Genomic DNA, 17,732 nt, shown 5'->3' on the forward strand with positions numbered 1-17,732 from the left:
CGTCCAGCCAAACCCCCACATGGGGGGTCAATGGCCTGACTGCAAGGGCTTTTGCCGCCACGCCAGCACCGCACCCAGCCACAACACCCCGGCAGACACCCGCAAACCCGACTCCAGGCCCCCGGCCCCATCGGCAATCCACCCCACCACCGACGGCCCCACGATCTGCCCCGCCGCAAACACGATGGTGAATGCGCTGATGCCCGCAGGCCACTGCGCCACCGGCAGGTTGTGTCGCACCAGCGCCGTGGTGGATGCCACCACCGACAAAAACACCCCGCCAAACATCACGCCAGACACCAGCATCCACGGCCAGGCCGTGGCCACCGCCGGCAACACCGTGGCCACGCCCAGCAGCGCGTTCAACAGCGCCAAGGCACCCCCACCCTTGGCCCGGTCCAGCAAACCCGCCCACAGGCGCGACGAGGCCACCACCGCCAGGCCCAGCAGGGCGTAGAACACGGTCACGTCGTCCACCGCGGTGCCCCGGTTGCGCAGCAGGGCAATCACAAAGGTCATGTAGCCGATGTAACCCACCCCAAAACAGGCATAACCCGCCAATGCCGCCCACAGGCGGCCCCAGCGCAGGGGAGGTGGAGGTGCTACTGAATTGCTAGCTGATTGCGCTTTATTTGAAAGCGGTAGACCTGCTTTTTTATTGAAAAACCGCACCGGCCACACCAGACACAAGGTGGCCACCCCGCACGCCAAGGCCAGCCACCACCAGGCCCAGGCCCACCCGTGCACCTGGTGTGCATGCGCGGCCAACACCACCGGCACCACCACGGCGGACAAGGCAATGCCCCAACCCACGCCGCCGTAAAACACCCCCAGCAACAACCCCGCATGGCTGGCGTGTTCACTGCCCAGGCGGGCCGCCAGCAAGCCACCCGCCACAAACACCCAGGCACTGGCCACCCCGGCCAACAGGCGTTGCACCATCAAAGGCACGGCCTGCTCAAAAAAACCACTGGCCGCCATGAACAGCGCCGCCAAGGCCGATCCCCACAACAACACCCGGGCCGGGGTGAAGCGGCGCATCAGCCACGGGGCCATCAGCGCACCCAACAGGTAACCCATGGCGTTGGCCGTGTTCATGGCCCCAGCCAGGGTGTAGCTCCAGCCCAGGTCCGCCCGCATGGGCGGCAACAACAGTCCATAGGCAAACCGGGTGATGCCCAAAGACACCGCAGCCGCCAACGACAGCACCGCCACCACGCGCAGCGCTTTCCAGGGCAAAGGAGGCGAAGAAGTCATCCCTTGCATTCTTCTCTAAGGTTTCTATTTCAAATTAGTCGTAGTCGTAGAGGCCCGGGCGTTTCAGTGGACAAGCCACTTTTTTTCAAGGCAAACAAGGGCTTGCGAAATGGATAACCGTGTGTCCAGCCGTGCTTTGCAGTTGTTCCGGTTTTGGGCACAAACCGCGGACAACGCGCCAAGCTGTGGACAAGCGGGGGGTTGTGGGATTTTTGGTGACAGGGTTGTCCACAGGGCGAGGTTGTTGGGCGGCATCAGCCCTTGATGTTCCTTGAATGTGTGAAAAAAACGCGCATTTTTCGTAGAAAAACTGGTAGTTTTCATAGGTAGATTCAAATACAAGAATCTCGCAAGGAAACACGCAAATGAATACGCAAACCATTGCGCAGTACGACGCTCCACACCAGTTCGAGCCGCTGATGCCGTCTGACGCGGTGTTGGGGCCTTTGCTGGAACGGGCGGCAGACCTCAGCCGTGCTGCCACGGCACTGGGCACGTCAGCCGGGCAAACCGGCACCCTGGAGCTGCGCAAGCTGTTGCGCAGCATGAACTCGTACTACACCCACCGCATCGAGGGAGAACACACCCGCCCCAGCGACATCGAGCGGGCCTTGCAGAACGACTTTTCAGCCAACGCCGACCAGGCCCGCAAGCAGCGCCTGGCACTGGCCCACATCCACACCGAGGCGCAGTGCGAAGCCGAGGTGGACCAGCGGCTGGCCTCATCGGGCGGACCTGGCGAATCGGCGCACAGCACAGCCCGTTGGCTCTACACCCCTGACGCCTTGTGCAGCTTGCACCGTGCCTTGTTCAATGGCTTGCCGCTCGACGACCTGCGGTTGGCCGACGGCAGCCCCCTGGTGCCGGGTGAACTGCGCACCCGCGCCGTGGCCGTGGGCCGCCACGAGGCCCCCGCGGCACACGCCCTGCCCGCGTTCCTGGCCCGTTGGCAACAGGTGTATGGCCAAACCCGCCGGGGCGAGGCATCGGTGGTGGCCCTGGCCGCTGCCCACCATCGGCTGGCCTGGGTGCACCCGTTTTTGGATGGCAATGGCCGTGTCACCCGCCTGCACACCCATTTGCTGCTGCACGCCTGGGGTTTGACCAACGGCCTGTGGTCACCCTTGCGGGGCTTTGCCCGCACCGAGGCCCGCTACAAAGCCCTGTTGCAAGCGGCAGACGAACACCGCCGGGGCGACTTGGATGGGCGCGGCAACCTCACACAGGCCGGGCTGGTCGATTGGATTGCGTATGTGCTGGAGGTCTGCATTGACCAAGTCGAGCTCATGACCCGCCAGCTGGACGTGGCGGGCATGCGCGGGCGCATGGAGGCTGCGCTGGCGTTTGAATCGGGGGCGTTGAAGTCCGGCGTGCGCAAGGAGGCCCTCATGCCCCTGCACTACCTGTTTGCCACCCAAGGCGAATTGGCCCGGGCGGATTTCAAAACCCTCACCGGCCTGGGCGACCGTGTGGCCACCGAAACGCTGTCGGCCCTGATTCGGCGGGGGTTCCTGGCCACCGACTCACCCTACGGCAAGGTGCGGTTTGCGGTGCCGCTGCACGCCCTGCGGTTCTACTTTCCCGCCCTGTGGCCCGAGGCCGAACAAGACGTGGCTTCTTGAAGGCCAAGCAGGCGCAAAAGTCATCCCTTGCATTCTTCTCTAAGGTTTCTATTTCAAATTAGTTGTAGTCGTAGAGGGCAGCCGGTTTCAGTGGACAAGCCACTTTTCTTCAAGGTAAACAAGGGCTTGCAGAACGGATAACCGTGTGTCCAGCCGTGCTTTTGGGTTGTACCGGTTTTGGGCACAAACCGCGGACAACGCGCCAAGCTGTGGACAAGCGGGGGGTTGTGGGTTTTTTGATGACAGGCTTGTCCACAGGGTGAATACACTGCAACAAACAAGAATTTCATGTGTTGTTCAGGAACAGGGAGGAAAAACAATGAGCAACCCCATCTGCGTCGCCGACCTCAGTCACCTCAGCCCGGAGGAACAACCCCGTTCATTCCAGGCGCTGTATGACGTGGTCGTACCCTTGTGCAATGAAGGCCAGCGGCCTTCTGGCACCCAGCCAGCGTCTCAAAACCCCAAGTTCATGGCCTTTGTGGCCGCATTGACCCGTTATCTGCCCACACAACAGCAGTTGGACGCGGCCATTTCAAAGGGCACGCCACTGCCACAGAGCGATGGGCATGACGACGGAAAAACCCTGTGGCTCAACGATCCCATCGACGACCTGAGCGACCTGGAAAGCCCAGCATGGCCCATGGACCCACCGGGTGACAACGAACTGCTGCCCGTTGTGCTCAATGTGATGGTTCACGAAGCATCACGCCATGGCTTGAGTGTGTTGTCTGACAGCCTGGGTTTAGGCTATCTGGCCAACGGCACCGCCTTGTGTGCCTGGGGTGACCCAGAAGAACAACGTGTGATGTTCAGCCGCCCAAAGCTGCCACCACTGATGCAGGCCGCAGAAAAAGCAAATTCAACCGCAGCGGTCCCGAAGCAACAGAAGTCAAAACTTTCCATCAACTTCAGGGCCCTGTTTTTTGGGCTGTGTGCTGCGTTTGTGGCTTACATGGTTTTTTCAATTTCTGCGGACGAAGCCGCAGAGGGAAAAAGCATCATCAAGGCTGGAAAGGTGTTCCAGGTCATTGAAGTGACTGAAATGGAAAGGAAACGCCACAAAGGCAACATCAGCTACAGCGGAAAATTCACATTCAGAAATGAAAATTCTGAACTGGTGTCCATCAAAACAACATTTCCTGAGGAAATATTGAAAGACATGGAATCAGGAAAATTGAGTGTCATCTACGCCCCAAGCATCGCCAACAACAGATTGGTGTTTGTGGGGCATGAAGATGAAGCCACTTCAGGCAGTTTCATTGTTTCAGCACTCGCGTGGTTCATGGCGGTGGTGTCATTCGTGTTCTTGATGATAGCGTTCAAGAAAAAAAGCGAATAGCAGAAATTGGCGTGTCCGACCAAGTTCATGTCAGGGAGAAAAAATGAGTTACTTTTAGCACCATTTATGTTTAACTGATTACCTAGTTAAAATATGAAAAAACTTACAAAATCGTCGTGAATGATGTGCACTTGTCGATGCAATAAAATGAAATATTAGCTCAACTATCTACGAAAATGTTCTCATTGCGTAGTGCTCTCGTCAGTGAAATTTCTTCATTCTGACTTAGTTCCTTCCAAGCAAAATTCGCAGCTTTCTTCAAGCCTTGCGGATCACGGAGTTGACGCATTGTTCTATATCCTTCAAACAGAAGATCAAGCGTGCCCGGAAATAGCTTCTGATTCGCCATCAATACACTTTTCGGCCAGTCAATCGACTTTACGAGTTTAATCGCTTCCTTATCCGGAAGCCGACGAATGTAAGAAAGATAGCTCCTCCGGACCCACGGATGCGGATCAAGGATGCCCCAGCATAGGCTGGACGGATTTGGGCAAATCTCTGGAGAGACAGAGTCAAGGAATGCCATCTTTGCATTGACTGTCGGAAGCAGTATGGGTACCTGCTCGATGAAGCTTATTCGCTCTCCTTTAGACAAAGTACCGAAGGATGACTTTAGGTCAAGCGTAATCGTGCCTCGCCAATTCCCATACAGTTTTGACCTCAACCATTTCTTTCCACCAGAGGTTCCCATGGATCCTCGGCTCCCTTGATTCAGTATAGAGCGCGCGCAATCAACAAGATTGGCGGGAAGCTTTTCCCCAGCAGAGGGGTTTTTTGGGATTGATCCGTATCTCAACTGGAGAAGCCAATGGAAATTTGATTGCACTTGCTTACTACACAATGCAAGCAAACTTTCGACATCTTCAGTTAAACTTTGTTGAAGGCCGTACACGTGATTCACGACTTCAGTGAGCCCCCAGTCACTCTCTAAGAATTGACCCTTCTTGAATTCCTCAGCGCGCCAAACAGAATTAGGCAACATGTCCGAAGCGTACAGAAGTGACAACCACTTTACGTCCATGGCGTGGTCCGCATTGGATGCAAGGGGTTTGAATAATTTGGCACTTTCGGGTTGGCGTTTCAACGCATTAAGTGCGACAGCGACATTCATCCAATCAGGTGACGAAAGAAGGCTCCTAAGATGGGCGTCACGCTTCTTGGTCAGATATTTGATGTTTCCTAAAGTGCTGCCAATGGCTCTGCGTACCAGCCAGTTCGACTCGCTTAAGTCTTCATTTAAACATCGTTCTGAAACTGTCAAAGCTAAAAGCTCAGTCTCTTCGGAAAGTGAGAACCATAAAGCCTCGCGGTCAAACTCTGTGCCATTTCGGAAGCGTCGTAAAAGGTCGTTCGTCAGTTTTTCAAAGTGTGACCTGTCTAGATCCTTTCCTGAAATTGTGATATCTGCCTTACCGTCAGGGATTAATACTTCTGCCTGTTGCGATGCGTCAAGATGTCCTTGAATTCGACTGATCAAGCCGCGAACAGAGATTTTCTTATTTTCATGCAACAGTTCACCGCAGGATTTAACGATTGCTTCCGTAAATGGGCTCAGATGCTCTCCATCGGCGGAGCGCTGGAAAGGGCTAGATGAGGCTAACAACGAGATATTTGAATGTATGTGCGCTCCATACTTCCCACTCCAACCTAAAGAGATTCTTGCCCCGCCAGCATAACAGCAATCCAAGATCAAAAGAACATTAGGCCACCCGTATGTTCGGTGTAGATCCATGAACCGCGTAATAGACAGAAGTCCAGATTTGTTAGGAGCGTCACTGAACTGAAGAATTAATTCGTTCTCCTCTAAGGTAGCATGTCCACTGAAGTAGACTATTAACAGGCTTCGTTTACTTGCAACGCTCGCGAAAGCGACTTCTAGTGCTGCGACGAATTGGGAAGCAGATATGTTCGTCGCCACCAAACTACCGCCAATGTCTAATTGCTCTCCGGAGCAGCGCAAGAATGCGTCAAAGCAATGCTGCACATCTGTTGCCCCCGCTTGCAAAGCAGAAAGCTCGGCACCCCCATTGGGATAGTGCGATATTCCCGCCCCAAGAAAGACGATTCGATGCTCAATGGTACGCACTGTTTAACTCATTCACCATTCGAACTGGAATCGCGCTCATCATCTGGCTCCACCGCAACACTAATTGAATCATCAGTCAATTCATTCGAATTGGAGCGACCAATACCCCTGGAAACGAGATTCTTAACTAAATCGTATACTGCATTCCCTGCAACCCCAAGTACAAGTTGAATGACGATTTCTGAAACCAAAATTCCTTTGGTTCCCGGAACTTGAATGGTAGTCCGCTCAACGACTCCCAATCCCTGAGACTTTACCGAAGCTGCAACCTCCTCCAAGATGCGACTGGCTTCAATGCTTCGGATGCGCGATTTGACGACAATTCTCACTTTTGATCTCCTTGATTTGGAAGTTTAGTCTTTGTAACTGATACCTGAGCTTTGATGTCAACGATCGGACTTCCAAGTAAATCAATCTCCAGACCGTCATCAGCCGTTTCAGAGTGCTGACGCAGCATTCCATCGGGATGAAGGACCCAATAGGACGAATAGAGTTCGCGCTGTCTTGTCAGAAATTTTATCTGAGGAAATGCATCTTGAATCCGTGCACAAGCATCTATAAAATCACCATTGCTTATTTCATACTCAACAAACTTCGGCTTTGCGTTTGCGGGATGAGGCTCAATGAGGCACCATTCATGAATTCCAAACTTTGAAATTGCCTCGGCCAGTTGGTAAAGGCCGTCTGAAGCCAAGAGCGGCTTGGTTATGACTGAATTAACTCGAACACGGTTTCGGCGTAAATCAGGGTCGATTGACGCGATCAGTTTCGTAGCGGCGTTCCACGCGCCAACAAAGTTTCTCAGCTTGTCGTGGCTGGCTTCAAGGGCGTCAATGCTGACTATCAGCCGACTGAGTTTTCGAATGTTAGCGGCAAGGTAACTGGAATTTTCGCGTCGACTTACGCCGCTCGTTGTCACAGTACAATGCATATCAGCTTCACGAATAGCCTCTATGACCGACGTTAGACCAGAAAATATACCTGGCTCTCCTCCGGCAATATCGATCTTTTGAGCACCGAGTGACCGCAAACGACTAACAACTACAGGTATGTTTGAAAGTTCGATCCTCTTATCCGTTTTAGGAGAAAAGCAATAACCGCAGTTCAATGGGCACATATCTGTAATGTGCCACATGACGTGCGGAAGCGTCCCATCATTAGGTGCTTCTGACCTGTCGAATGTGTTCGTGATGGGATTGTATTGCATTTTAAATAATGCCTCTTTCAATTAAGGCATTTTGAACCATTTCTGCAATAACTGTCGGCTTCAATAATTGGCCTTGGGGATCGCCGCAATCTATAAGCTCACAGTCGGTTCTGACTGACGAAACTTCCATGTACATGTTCCTAGCGGCGGATTGAAGTATTTCATCCGATTCATATACGTCCATTCCCTTGCCGACATAATTTCGAATCCCCTTTTTCAAAATATTTGATTGAGAAGCCCGTAGTCCGATCCCCATAATAAGATAGACATCAGGTTTGGGGAGCCCGAGGACGCTGTGCTCCAGATCTTCAATCCATGCCCCAATCCCTTCGGGTGCTTCCGAGCGTAGCGACTGATAAACCACGCTAGAAAGGGTGTATCGATTCAGTATCAAGACATCCGCTTCAGCAATTTTAGATCCTAGCGATGATATGTCGTGCCATCGGTCAACGGCGTACCAGAGTGCCATTGATTTTGGATCTACTGTAGCGGCGGTTTCTGTGGATGACTTTGCAGAAAGAAATTCCCCAATCTGCTTTCCTATAAAAGAGTCATAGACAGGATAAGATCTCACAATGACTTTCAAACCAAGATCTTCCAATCTTGATTTCAAAAGTTGAGCTTGGGTATCCTTGCCGCTGCCGTCTATCCCTTCAATTGCTACTATCTTCATTGTGAAGCACCAATAAACAATGAGCTGGTCGAGGTAATCAGGAGCGGAAGTGCTCGAATGTCGACTTGGAATTTATTGCTGGCGAACTCAATATCGCGAGCTCGAAATTCTGGAGGCATATCAGTAATTGTTTGAGCGTCGATGTGGCACCACAGTGCCAAAGAAAGTAGTCTTTCATCTGTCAACTCCATAAGGATCGGCAGTTCGTTGCGACGATGCGCTGACTCGAACCAGGTGCGAAGTCGGAGGCTTTCTTCTGCGGCTAACTCAGAAGAATCGGTTTGCTGGAGTGAGGACACGCCATCACGTTGGGCCCGACGGAGGATGTCGTTGAGGTTCATATGGGCTGTACTTCTGCAATGAGGAGATATGCTTTTAGGCAGTATGGCATTGAGCTTTAAGCAGCCGTTGTGGTGCACGCTTGCGTCCGCAAGCGTTACGGAGAGGAAATCCAACCGCATTAAGTGCTTCGAAGTAAGTCAACAGGCAAACGTCCCACTATGAAGAGGGGGTCTGCACGAGAGGGATTGAATGCCTAAGAACGTATCGATGACCACTTAGCACCAGTATGCCACGGGGTTGAAGCATCACAAGCCAGCGCACTGCGGTCTGCTTGGGTACTTGCTCTGGGCCAGTGCCCGAGATCTTTCGGTTTGACTCGTTTTGAGCGGTGCCAAGCGCAGCCCTGTGCCGCAGCGTTGGAAAACCGCTGTTGCCACCCCAGCCAACCCTTACCGACTGGCGCGGTTTTCGACCTCAAAGTCAGGGGTCGGTTGGGCCGCTTTACCCCAGTCCGCCTAACTTCGACACCATCTCCCGCCTGTGCGTAGCACTCGTTCTACAGCTGCGGCCCGTGTGTGGGCGTCATGCACGGTGGCTTTGCATCCACCCCGATGTAGTCCAGTATTTGGCGGACGTCAGCGCTGTGCGTGATAAAGGCGATTACTCGCATCTGCCAGCCACATATGGGATACCGCAGTGGGAACACCTCGTAGATTCGGGCAATCAGCACAGCCCATAAGAGAACTTGGCCGACCATCATTAACTTTCTTTGTATGCGGGCTTCATTTCTCTAGCAGCCATCACCTGTCTTTATTGATTGGCTCGCCGCATTTGGATGAGATGATTCAAAAATACCATGATTTTTGGCGAAAATCGCAGCCTGAAAGAATCAAGAGAACCGATGGATGGACTGACTATCTAAAAACACATGTCAAGCCCCTGAAATGAGCCCTTTCATGACCCACCATCGACAAAAGGCATTTTTGGCATGCGGGCTCGTCCTGTGCGTTTGTCCCATGGCTGCGTGGGCCGTGACGAGTGAACAAGCCAACCTCGCCAGTGAGCTTGGCCGGATCTTGGGAATGGCGTTGTCCGGCTATGCGATGTTGCGGCTGTTCAACCGCAAGAAAAACGATCCGACCCGGCCCAGCCTTTCAGGCCGGGTCTGGCGCATGGTGCGCACCGTTGCAACCCGCAAAACACCCACGGTCCCCAAAGCGGATCAGGTCAAAACCAGTCTTCTGAGCCGAATCTTGCGCGTGTTGCTCTGGGGGCTTCTGGTGTTGATGCTGTTCTTCCTGGCCAATGCGCTGTACCTGCGCTACCTGTTGTCGGTGGCTTGAGTAGAAAAACATCCATAAAATTGGCCTCTGTCGCTTGATATAAAAGCGCAAGCAGCTATTTGTTTTGTAGCGTTTCAGGCGCCCAGCGCCTGAGCAGCAGCGCATTGGTGATGACGCTCACCGAGCTGAAGGCCATGGCCGCGCCGGCCACCACGGGGTTGAGCAGGCCCAGGGCGGCCAGGGGAATGCCGGCCACGTTGTAGATGAAGGCCCAGAACAGGTTCTGGCGGATCTTGCGCACGGTGCGGCGCGAAATGTCCAGCGCATCCGCCACGCGCAGTGGGTCGCCCTGCATGAGGGTGATGCCTGCGGTGTGCATGGCCACGTCCGAGCCGCCGCGGGCGGGTTGACCGTCCAGCCCGGTGTTGTTCATGGCCAGGCCCACGTCGGCGGCGGCCAGGGCGGGGGCGTCGTTCACGCCGTCGCCCACCATGGCCACGCGATGCTGGCCCTGGGCTTGCAGTTGGCGGATGGTTTGGGCCTTGTCGCCGGGCAGCACTTCGGCCAACACGTCTTCGGGCGGCAGGCCCACGCGCTGGGCCACGGCTTGGGCTGCGGCGCGGTTGTCGCCCGACACCATCACCACCCGGATGCCCCGTGCCCGCAGCAGCGCCACGGCCTGGGCGGCGTGGGCCTTGGGTTCGTCGGCAAAGGCCAGCACGGCCAGCACCTGGGGCCCCAGCGACAGGGCCGACAGGGTGGCACCTGGGGCTGGGTTCTGGGTGACGGTGTCTGTGGCGGTGGACAGGCCCAGCTCGGCCATCCAGCGCAGGCTGCCCAGGCGCAGGGGCTGGCCTTGCAGGCTGGCCTGGGTGCCTTTGCCGGGCACGGTGTGCACGTCGGTCAACGGGGGAATGGGCGCGATGGCTTCGGGCAGCTGGCGGGCGGCCTGCACCACGGCGCGGCCCAGCGGGTGTTCGCTGTGCTGTTGCAGGGCAGCGGCCAGGCGCAGGGCCTGGTCGGCGTCGATCTGGTCTTGCACCTCAGGCTGCAGCCACAGCCCGGTCAGCACCGGCTGGCCGCGGGTGAGGGTGCCGGTCTTGTCAAAGGCCACGGTGTCCACGCGGTGGGCGGTTTCCAGGGCTTCGGCGTCTTTGATCAGGATGCCGTGCTGCGCCGCCACCCCCGTGCCCGCCATGATGGCCGCCGGGGTGGCCAGGCCCAGCGCGCAGGGGCAGGCAATCACCAGCACGGTGACGGCGTTCATCAGCGCCTGTTCCCACGGCGCACCGGCCCAGTGCCAACCCAGCACTGTGGCCAAGGCGATGACCAGCACCACGGGCACGAACACAGCGGCCACCTGGTCCACCAGGCGTTGCACCGGGGCTTTTTGGCCCTGGGCATCCTGCACCAGGGCAATGATGCGGGCCAGGGTGCTTTGGGTGCCCACGGCGGTCACTTGCACCTGCACCACGCCGTCGCCATTGAGGGTGCCGCCGGTCACGGGGCTGTCGGGGGCCTTGGGCACGGGCAGGCTTTCGCCGGTGAGCATGGATTCGTCGGCCTGGGTCTGGCCTTCGGTCACGATGCCGTCAGCCGGGAAGCGCTCACCGGCCAGCACGCTCACGCGGTCGCCGGGCAGCAGTTCGGCCACGGGCACGTCCACCGCCTCGGTGCGGCGCACGCCGTCGGGCAGCAGGTGGGCCACCTCGGGCCGCAACTGGCGCAGGGCGCGAATGGCGCTGGTGGTCTGGCGCTTGGCGCGGGCTTCCAGCCACTTGCCCAGCATCACCAGGGTGATGACCACGGCGGAGCCTTCAAAGTACACATGCACCATCTCGCCCGGCTCGGCCTGCCACCACAGCCAGGTGGACAAGGCCCAGCCCGCGGTGGTGCCAATGGACACCAGCAGTTCCATGTTGCCGCTGCCGCTTTTGAGCGCATGCCAACCGGCCTTGTAGAAGCGCCAGCCCAGGCCAAACTGCACCGGCGTGGCCAAGGCAAACTGCCACACGGCGGGCAGCATCCAGTGCTGGCCGAGCAGGTCGCCCACCATGGGCCCCACCAAGGGCAGCGACAACAAGACACCGATCAGGATGGGCCAGAAATCCAGCGGCACGCCCAGCCACGCGGGGGGCGGCGCGTCGTCGTCGCCCGTGTCCACGGGCCGGGGCTCGTACCCGGCGTCGCGCACGGCGCGGGCCACGCGGGCGGCAAACAGCGCGGGTGATGCCGTGGGGTTGGTTTCGCTCGCCGCACCCGTGCCTGCCAGCGCGGTGGGGTGCCACACCACCCGGGCCGATTCGGTGGCCAGGTTGACGTTGGCACTGTCCACACCGGGCAGTTTTTTCAGGACCCGCTCCACCCGGCCCACGCAGGAGGCGCAGGTCATGCCGCCCACGCCGATGTCCAGCGTGCACAGCTCGGGCGGGGCGGTAGAGGGGGCGTTGGGGGCGGGGGAGGTGTTCATGGGGCCAGCTTAAACCTTGACCTGGTGGGAAGGTCAATGGGGTGGGCGGGGCTGGTGGTGGGGCGGTGAAAGTGGCCGCATGGCCACCGACATGGTGCAAAGCTCTCTGAGCTGCCTATGCGGCAGTGAACGGCGATGTGCTGGGCCTGGACTACGAAATTGATTTCTGAGCTGCCTACACGGCAGTGAACGTTTCACGCATGGATGCGATTGCGGCATTGTGTTTCTGAACTGCCTACACGGCAGTGAACGATAGACCAGCCTCCCGCGCCAACCGCTCGTATTTCTGAGCTGCCTACACGGCAGTGAACTCGTCGTCTGACTCGGACAGCAGCCGCTCAACTTTCTGAGCTGCCTACACGGCAGTGAACGCCGGGCGGTGGAGCAGGAGCTGTGCTTGACGTTTCTGAGCTGCCTACACGGCAGTGAACGGTCGAATCTATGGAATGCCAGCTGACGATTGTTTCTGAGCTGCCTACACGGCAGTGAACCCAGCACGGTAGACAGCTGCCATACCCAATCATTTCTGAGCTGCCTAAACGGCAGTGAACCCCAATGTGGCTGCCAGGTCATCCAGCGCATTTTTCTGAGCTGCCTACACGGCAGTGAACTCGCGTTGCCCGTTCCCCACCTGGAGCCCGCTTTTCTGAGCTGCCTACACGGCAGTGAACAAGCTGGCTCTGCCCTCGGTAGCTGCGCACCTTTTCTGAGCTGCCTACACGGCAGTGAACCAGGTCGAAAACGGCCTGCGCGGCATCGCCCATTTCTGAGCTGCCTACACGGCAGTGAACATCTCCACCGCCCGCCTCAAAGTGTGGAGCATTTTCTGAGCTGCCTACACGGCAGTGAACACGTGGACATGCTGCTCATGCCGCAGCCAATTTTTCTGAGCTGCCTACACGGCAGTGAACCTGAAATCTGCGCCCTTCTGGTCCCACGAGTTTTTCTGAGCTGCCTACACGGCAGTGAACGTGCAGCGATGCGCTCATGCATTGCGGTGTCTTTTCTGAGCTGCCTACACGGCAGTGAACCGCTGCGGTGGAACAAGATGGCCGAAGCAGAGTTTCTGAGCTGCCTACACGGCAGTGAACAAGGGGGCGCCGTGGTCCGGGTGCCTCACCTTTTTCTGAGCTGCCTACACGGCAGTGAACGGCCTTTTTCCAGGACTCACGGGGTAAACCATTTTCTGAGCTGCCTACACGGCAGTGAACTGGAAGTCCTGGACCTGCTGGGCAACATGTAATTTCTGAGCTGCCTACACGGCAGTGAACGAAAGCTCTGAGGCGTCAATGCCCCACTGCGCTTTCTGAGCTGCCTACACGGCAGTGAACGCCACGCCGGCGCGGATGTAGCGGCGCATGGTTTTCTGAGCTGCCTACACGGCAGTGAACGTCTGCCTGCACCGCGCCCACCATCTGTGCCATTTCTGAGCTGCCTACACGGCAGTGAACTCGTCGGGATCGGCCAGGATGGCGTCTTCGATTTTCTGAGCTGCCTACACGGCAGTGAACCCCACCTCAACAGCGGAATCTACCCCTCGCAATTTCTGAGCTGCCTACACGGCAGTGAACGGTGAGCAGCAGCGCCGGGGTGATGATGGTGTTTTCTGAGCTGCCTACACGGCAGTGAACGGGTGGGTCGTGGCGTTGACCTTGATCACATATTTCTGAGCTGCCTACACGGCAGTGAACTAGGGCAGGGGTACAAACGAAAAAGGCTTACATTTCTGAGCTGCCTACACGGCAGTGAACCCAGTTCGTCGGCTACTTCGGCGACCATCACATTTCTGAGCTGCCTACACGGCAGTGAACGGTTTCACGCATGGATGCAATTGCTGCGCTGTTTTCTGAGCTGCCTACACGGCAGTGAACGCGTGTTCCTGCCACGCCAGCAGACAGAGGGCTTTCTGAGCTGCCTACACGGCAGTGAACCCTGCCCTGCCGACTGCGGTTGTCCCTGGTATTTTCTGAGCTGCCTACACGGCAGTGAACACGCTCAGACCTGCGCCGCCGCCCGCGGCATTTTTCTGAGCTGCCTACACGGCAGTGAACAATCTGCGATGCCGTCTGCTCCTGGTACTTCTTTTCTGAGCTGCCTACACGGCAGTGAACGGTTGGAGCGTGGCCCAGTCTGGCATGGGCGCTTTCTGAGCTGCCTACACGGCAGTGAACGTCTTGAAGTGCCCGGCCTGCTCGCCGGGCATTTTCTGAGCTGCCTACACGGCAGTGAACCCAAGGATCGGCCGGTGTGGCGCGTGCAGAGCTTTCTGAGCTGCCTACACGGCAGTGAACGCCTCGTCCAGCTCGGCCTCCATGCGCTGCTTTTTCTGAGCTGCCTACACGGCAGTGAACATCAAGGCCAGAGAGAAGCTGATTCAGCTTGTTTTCTGAGCTGCCTACACGGCAGTGAACACCGGGCAACACACTCCGCTGCGGTCCGTCCATTTCTGAGCTGCCTACACGGCAGTGAACCAGGGCGTGGTGATGTTCCCCTCGCTCGATCATTTCTGAGCTGCCTACACGGCAGTGAACGGTTCAGCCATGGGCGGGCTCCGTGGGAAGTTTTTCTGAGCTGCCTACACGGCAGTGAACCTGATTGCCATCAGCGCAGGCATGCCGCTGGATTTCTGAGCTGCCTACACGGCAGTGAACAGTCGCCCCGTACTCGGTGCCCCCAAACTCCATTTCTGAGCTGCCTACACGGCAGTGAACCAGACCCCAAACCCGCCAAGTCGTGGATTCTTCAAGGAAAACAGGCCAGAAAAGGGCGGTCACCCATTTTCTGGCCTCTCCGCCAACCCGTTGATTTTCAACAACTTTTTCCAGCGCTTCAAAAAAGGGTCAAAACCAGGGGACGGTGGCGCCCAGGCTCAGGCCGTAGGCGCTGAAGCCCCCGGGCTGGGGCTCTGCGGTCAGGGGCTCGTGGGCCACCATCAGCCGAAACGATTGGCTGGTGCTGCTGCTGCGCATCCACACCCAGGGCAGATCGGCCCATTGGGCCGCGCTGTCAGGGATGCGCTGGGCGGCTTCTTCAGCCGTCAGGCTGTGCCGCCGCATCAGGCGGCGGCGCAGGCGCTCGGGGTTGCTTTGGGTTTGCACGCGCTTGACCAGCCGATGCTTCACCGGGCTGGGCACCGGGGTGGCGGGGGTCAGGTCCACGTGGTCGCGCATGCCCTTGAGCCAGTCCTGCGCCATCAGCTGGCCCAGCGCATCGGCACGGCCGTGCAGCCGCAGGCGGTTGCCCAGCCACCGGCTGGTGTGCCCCGGAAAACTCACGCCAATGTCACCCTGGCCGTGGGTCACCAGCGCCCGGTGCAGGCGGGCGTACAAGGCGGCCATGAGTTGGCTGGACGGAAAGTCCTCATCGGGCCGCACGTCAATGTCCACAAAGTGGCTGGGGGTGGTCATGGGGTCAGCCCTTGTCTGCATCACCAAACACGCCACCGCGGATCAGCGTGGCCATGACAAAGTGCTGCTGCTCCAGCGCCGGGGCCTGGCCTTTGGTGACCCAGTGGTCGAACAGGGTGTAGAAGTCTTCCTTGGCCTTGGGTTGGCGGTAGGCCTTGCCCTGCGTGGTGACGGAGCCGTAGGGTTCCACGGCAATGGGGCCGTTGTCGGCGGCACCGGTGTACCAGGTGTCGATGGTGCGGATGGCGTTGCCCAGCTTTTGCGAGTGCATGCCCGCCACGCCGTTGACCTGGTACAGGGTTTTGCTTTTGCCGGCCTTGTCTTTGTCGAGGATCAGCTCTTGCGAGGGGTACACCTCCTGACCCGCGCCCATGCGGACAAAGGCTGTGACTTGCAGCAGCACATGGCGCTGGCCCGCCAGCCCTTGGGCCAGCAGGTTGGCCACGGCGTTCAAGCGGGCTTTGTCAGATTCAGGAGCATCAAAGCTAAGCAGAGAAAGCGCTAGGGCATCAAAAGACCATGAGTTTTGGGCCTTCCCGTCCACCCAGTGGCTCACCTGGATTTCGATTTGCTCGGCCCCCAGGCGGTTGCGCCACAGGAAACGGCCATTGGCCAGGTTGGCGGCGTAGCGGCGCGCCAGCTCGGCAAAGCCGTGGGTGGCCACGTAGCCGTTGACGGTGGCCTGCAGCGCTTGCTGGTAGTCGGCGCTGTTGCAGGCCGACGGGGTGCCCGCACCGCCCAGCACGCGCAGCGTGAAGCTGACCTTGAGGGTGTCGGCCCCGGCGGGCAGCATGGCCACGTCCACGGTCTGGAGGTTGGGGTTTTCGATGGCGGCGTCGAGCTTGGCCGGGTCTTGCTCTTTGGCCTTGAGCCGGTTGGAGATGGTGCCGCGCACCGACTTGGCGATGAGGGTGACGGGCTGCCAGGTGTGCGACTGCGCACGGTCAGCCCACTGGCCTGCGGCAAACAGGGCGTCAGACGGGTCCAGCTTGCGCTCGAAGGCGAGGACGGAGGCGGTTTTGATTGTGTTTGTGGTTGCCATGGGGTTGCTCCTTGAGGGTGGGGTTTCAGTCGATGTAGTCGTCAGGGTTGAAATCGTCTGCGGCCACGGGTTTGAATTGGTTGGTGCAGCGGTACAGGCCGTTGGGCGTGTCGTGGCTGGTGTGCCACAGCAGGTCGTGGGTGTCTTGCAGGCGGTGGGGGCTGATCCACTGGCCGATGGAATACACGCTTTCCACAAACTGGAAGGGCACTGCCGGGTCTCGCGCGCCCGCCACGGTGCCGGGGGCATGCAGTTCGGACAGGGCGGCAAAGCCCACCGGAATGGGCACCAGCCAGCCGGGGCGGCTGTCGGTGGCCCAGTCGGCGGGGTCTGTGGCTCCTGCAGCGTGGGTGGGGTCGGGTGCCTTGCGCGTGGCGCGGTGGTTGATGCGTGACAGGTCCATCCAGGCATCGAGCAGCGTGGCCTGGGGCTGGCAAGTTTGCAGCTCGGCCCAGTGGGCTTGCAGCAGGTCGTCGCGCAGCACCAGGGCAAAACCGGGCAGCCAGCGGCGGCGCATGCGTTTGAACTGGCTGGCGCGGTCATCCGCCTGGCTGGCCAGCAGGCTGAGGCGGGGGCGTGGCGGGTGCTGAAACGGTCCAGGCAGCGGCGGCATCACGCTGCCCCCGGCCAGCCGCATGCCTGCCACCAGGTGGCCGATGTGTGCGGCCAGCTCGCCGCGGGCGTTGTCGTCCAGGTAGCGGTGGGCCAGATCGGCTTGCAGCACCAGGGTGATGTCGAGGTGGACGCGCCCTTCTTCCACGATGGCGGCGGTGCTGCCGTCAGCCAGCACGGGGTTGCGCGTGAGGGCAAAGCTGTGGGTGTAGCCGCCGTGCGTCACCTGGGCTTCGAAGCCGTGGCAGATCACGCCCACGCCTTGGAATGCAATGCCTGCCTCTGGCCCCAGGCGGCGGGCCAGCGCGGTCATGAAACCGGTGAAGGCGGTGATGGCCGGGAACCCCCAGGTCAGCGGGCTGGAGATGGCGTTGGCGTTTTGCACGCGCAGCCGGGGCAGCTCCAGCAGGGCGGAGTGCGTGGGGGCTGCCATGTGGTGGGTGGTGTCA

At 58.5% G+C, this 17,732-nt stretch carries 13 protein-coding genes, 1 pseudogene and 1 CRISPR repeat array; of the genes and pseudogenes, 3 read left to right on the forward strand and 11 right to left on the reverse strand.

All coding sequences use genetic code 11. The annotated features are described in order from the left end of the window. Positions 1 to 27: 27 nt before the first annotated feature. Positions 28 to 1,257, reverse strand: a complete 1,230-nt coding sequence (locus tag ACYVB7_RS08855; protein ID WP_460506486.1) for an MFS transporter — start codon at positions 1,255 to 1,257, stop codon at positions 28 to 30. 365 nt (positions 1,258 to 1,622) lie between these two features. Here ACYVB7_RS08855 and ACYVB7_RS08860 point away from each other — a divergent pair, with 365 nt between their 5' ends. Both ACYVB7_RS08860 and ACYVB7_RS08865 read left to right on the forward strand, forming a co-directional pair. Beyond that, positions 1,623 to 2,879 (forward strand): Fic family protein, encoded by a 1,257-nt coding sequence (locus ACYVB7_RS08860; protein ID WP_460506488.1) that lies wholly within the window; start codon positions 1,623 to 1,625, stop codon positions 2,877 to 2,879. Between the two features lie 319 nt (positions 2,880 to 3,198). Further along, the gene (locus ACYVB7_RS08865) at positions 3,199 to 4,221 is read left to right on the forward strand and encodes a hypothetical protein (RefSeq protein ID WP_460506491.1); all 1,023 of its coding nucleotides are present in this window, start codon (positions 3,199 to 3,201) and stop codon (positions 4,219 to 4,221) included. Between the two features lie 160 nt (positions 4,222 to 4,381). On the opposite strand, the gene ACYVB7_RS08870 is transcribed toward ACYVB7_RS08865, so the two are convergent. The 6 genes and pseudogenes from ACYVB7_RS08870 to ACYVB7_RS08895 form a co-directional block, all read right to left on the reverse strand. Further along, positions 4,382 to 6,307 carry a caspase family protein gene (locus tag ACYVB7_RS08870; RefSeq protein ID WP_460506493.1) on the reverse strand — a complete coding sequence of 642 codons (1,926 nt, stop codon included), beginning with the start codon at positions 6,305 to 6,307 and terminating at the stop codon, positions 4,382 to 4,384. 8 nt (positions 6,308 to 6,315) lie between these two features. Continuing rightward, complete coding sequence (locus tag ACYVB7_RS08875; RefSeq protein ID WP_460506496.1) at positions 6,316 to 6,636, reverse strand: hypothetical protein; 321 nt, start codon at positions 6,634 to 6,636, stop codon at positions 6,316 to 6,318. Continuing rightward, positions 6,633 to 7,514, reverse strand: coding sequence for a radical SAM protein (locus ACYVB7_RS08880; RefSeq protein ID WP_460506498.1), 882 nt, complete (start codon positions 7,512 to 7,514; stop codon positions 6,633 to 6,635). The genes ACYVB7_RS08875 and ACYVB7_RS08880 overlap by 4 nt, the downstream gene beginning before the upstream one ends. 1 nt (position 7,515) lies before the next feature. Next, complete coding sequence (locus ACYVB7_RS08885; protein WP_460506500.1) at positions 7,516 to 8,187, reverse strand: dTMP kinase; 672 nt, start codon at positions 8,185 to 8,187, stop codon at positions 7,516 to 7,518. Next, positions 8,184 to 8,528 carry a hypothetical protein gene (locus ACYVB7_RS08890; protein WP_460506503.1) on the reverse strand — a complete coding sequence of 115 codons (345 nt, stop codon included), beginning with the start codon at positions 8,526 to 8,528 and terminating at the stop codon, positions 8,184 to 8,186. The genes ACYVB7_RS08885 and ACYVB7_RS08890 overlap by 4 nt, the downstream gene beginning before the upstream one ends. A gap of 390 nt (positions 8,529 to 8,918) precedes the next feature. Further along, positions 8,919 to 9,208: pseudogene (locus ACYVB7_RS08895) on the reverse strand (IS91 family transposase); the annotation flags it as partial. 217 nt (positions 9,209 to 9,425) lie between these two features. Between ACYVB7_RS08895 and ACYVB7_RS08900 the strand changes: the two are divergent. Next, complete coding sequence (locus ACYVB7_RS08900) at positions 9,426 to 9,812, forward strand: hypothetical protein (protein WP_460506505.1); 387 nt, start codon at positions 9,426 to 9,428, stop codon at positions 9,810 to 9,812. Positions 9,813 to 9,867: 55 nt separating this feature from the next. Here the strand turns inward: ACYVB7_RS08900 and ACYVB7_RS08905 are convergent, their stop codons facing one another. The 4 genes from ACYVB7_RS08905 to csy2 form a co-directional block, all read right to left on the reverse strand. Next, complete coding sequence (locus tag ACYVB7_RS08905; protein WP_460506508.1) at positions 9,868 to 12,222, reverse strand: heavy metal translocating P-type ATPase; 2,355 nt, start codon at positions 12,220 to 12,222, stop codon at positions 9,868 to 9,870. Positions 12,223 to 12,325: 103 nt separating this feature from the next. Next, a CRISPR array of direct repeats spans positions 12,326 to 14,933; the repeat unit is 28 nt; unit sequence TTTCTGAGCTGCCTACACGGCAGTGAAC. Positions 14,934 to 15,062: 129 nt separating this feature from the next. After that, positions 15,063 to 15,629 (reverse strand): type I-F CRISPR-associated endoribonuclease Cas6/Csy4, encoded by a 567-nt coding sequence (cas6f, locus tag ACYVB7_RS08910; protein ID WP_460506511.1) that lies wholly within the window; start codon positions 15,627 to 15,629, stop codon positions 15,063 to 15,065. Between the two features lie 4 nt (positions 15,630 to 15,633). Next, a complete protein-coding gene (csy3, locus tag ACYVB7_RS08915) occupies positions 15,634 to 16,671 on the reverse strand; it encodes a type I-F CRISPR-associated protein Csy3 (protein WP_460506513.1) in 1,038 nt (345 codons plus the stop codon). A gap of 25 nt (positions 16,672 to 16,696) precedes the next feature. Next, entirely contained in the window at positions 16,697 to 17,716 is a 1,020-nt protein-coding gene (gene csy2, locus ACYVB7_RS08920) for a type I-F CRISPR-associated protein Csy2 (RefSeq protein ID WP_460506515.1), read from the reverse strand. Positions 17,717 to 17,732 lie beyond the last annotated feature (16 nt).

This window comes from Hydrogenophaga soli (genome assembly GCF_054777695.1).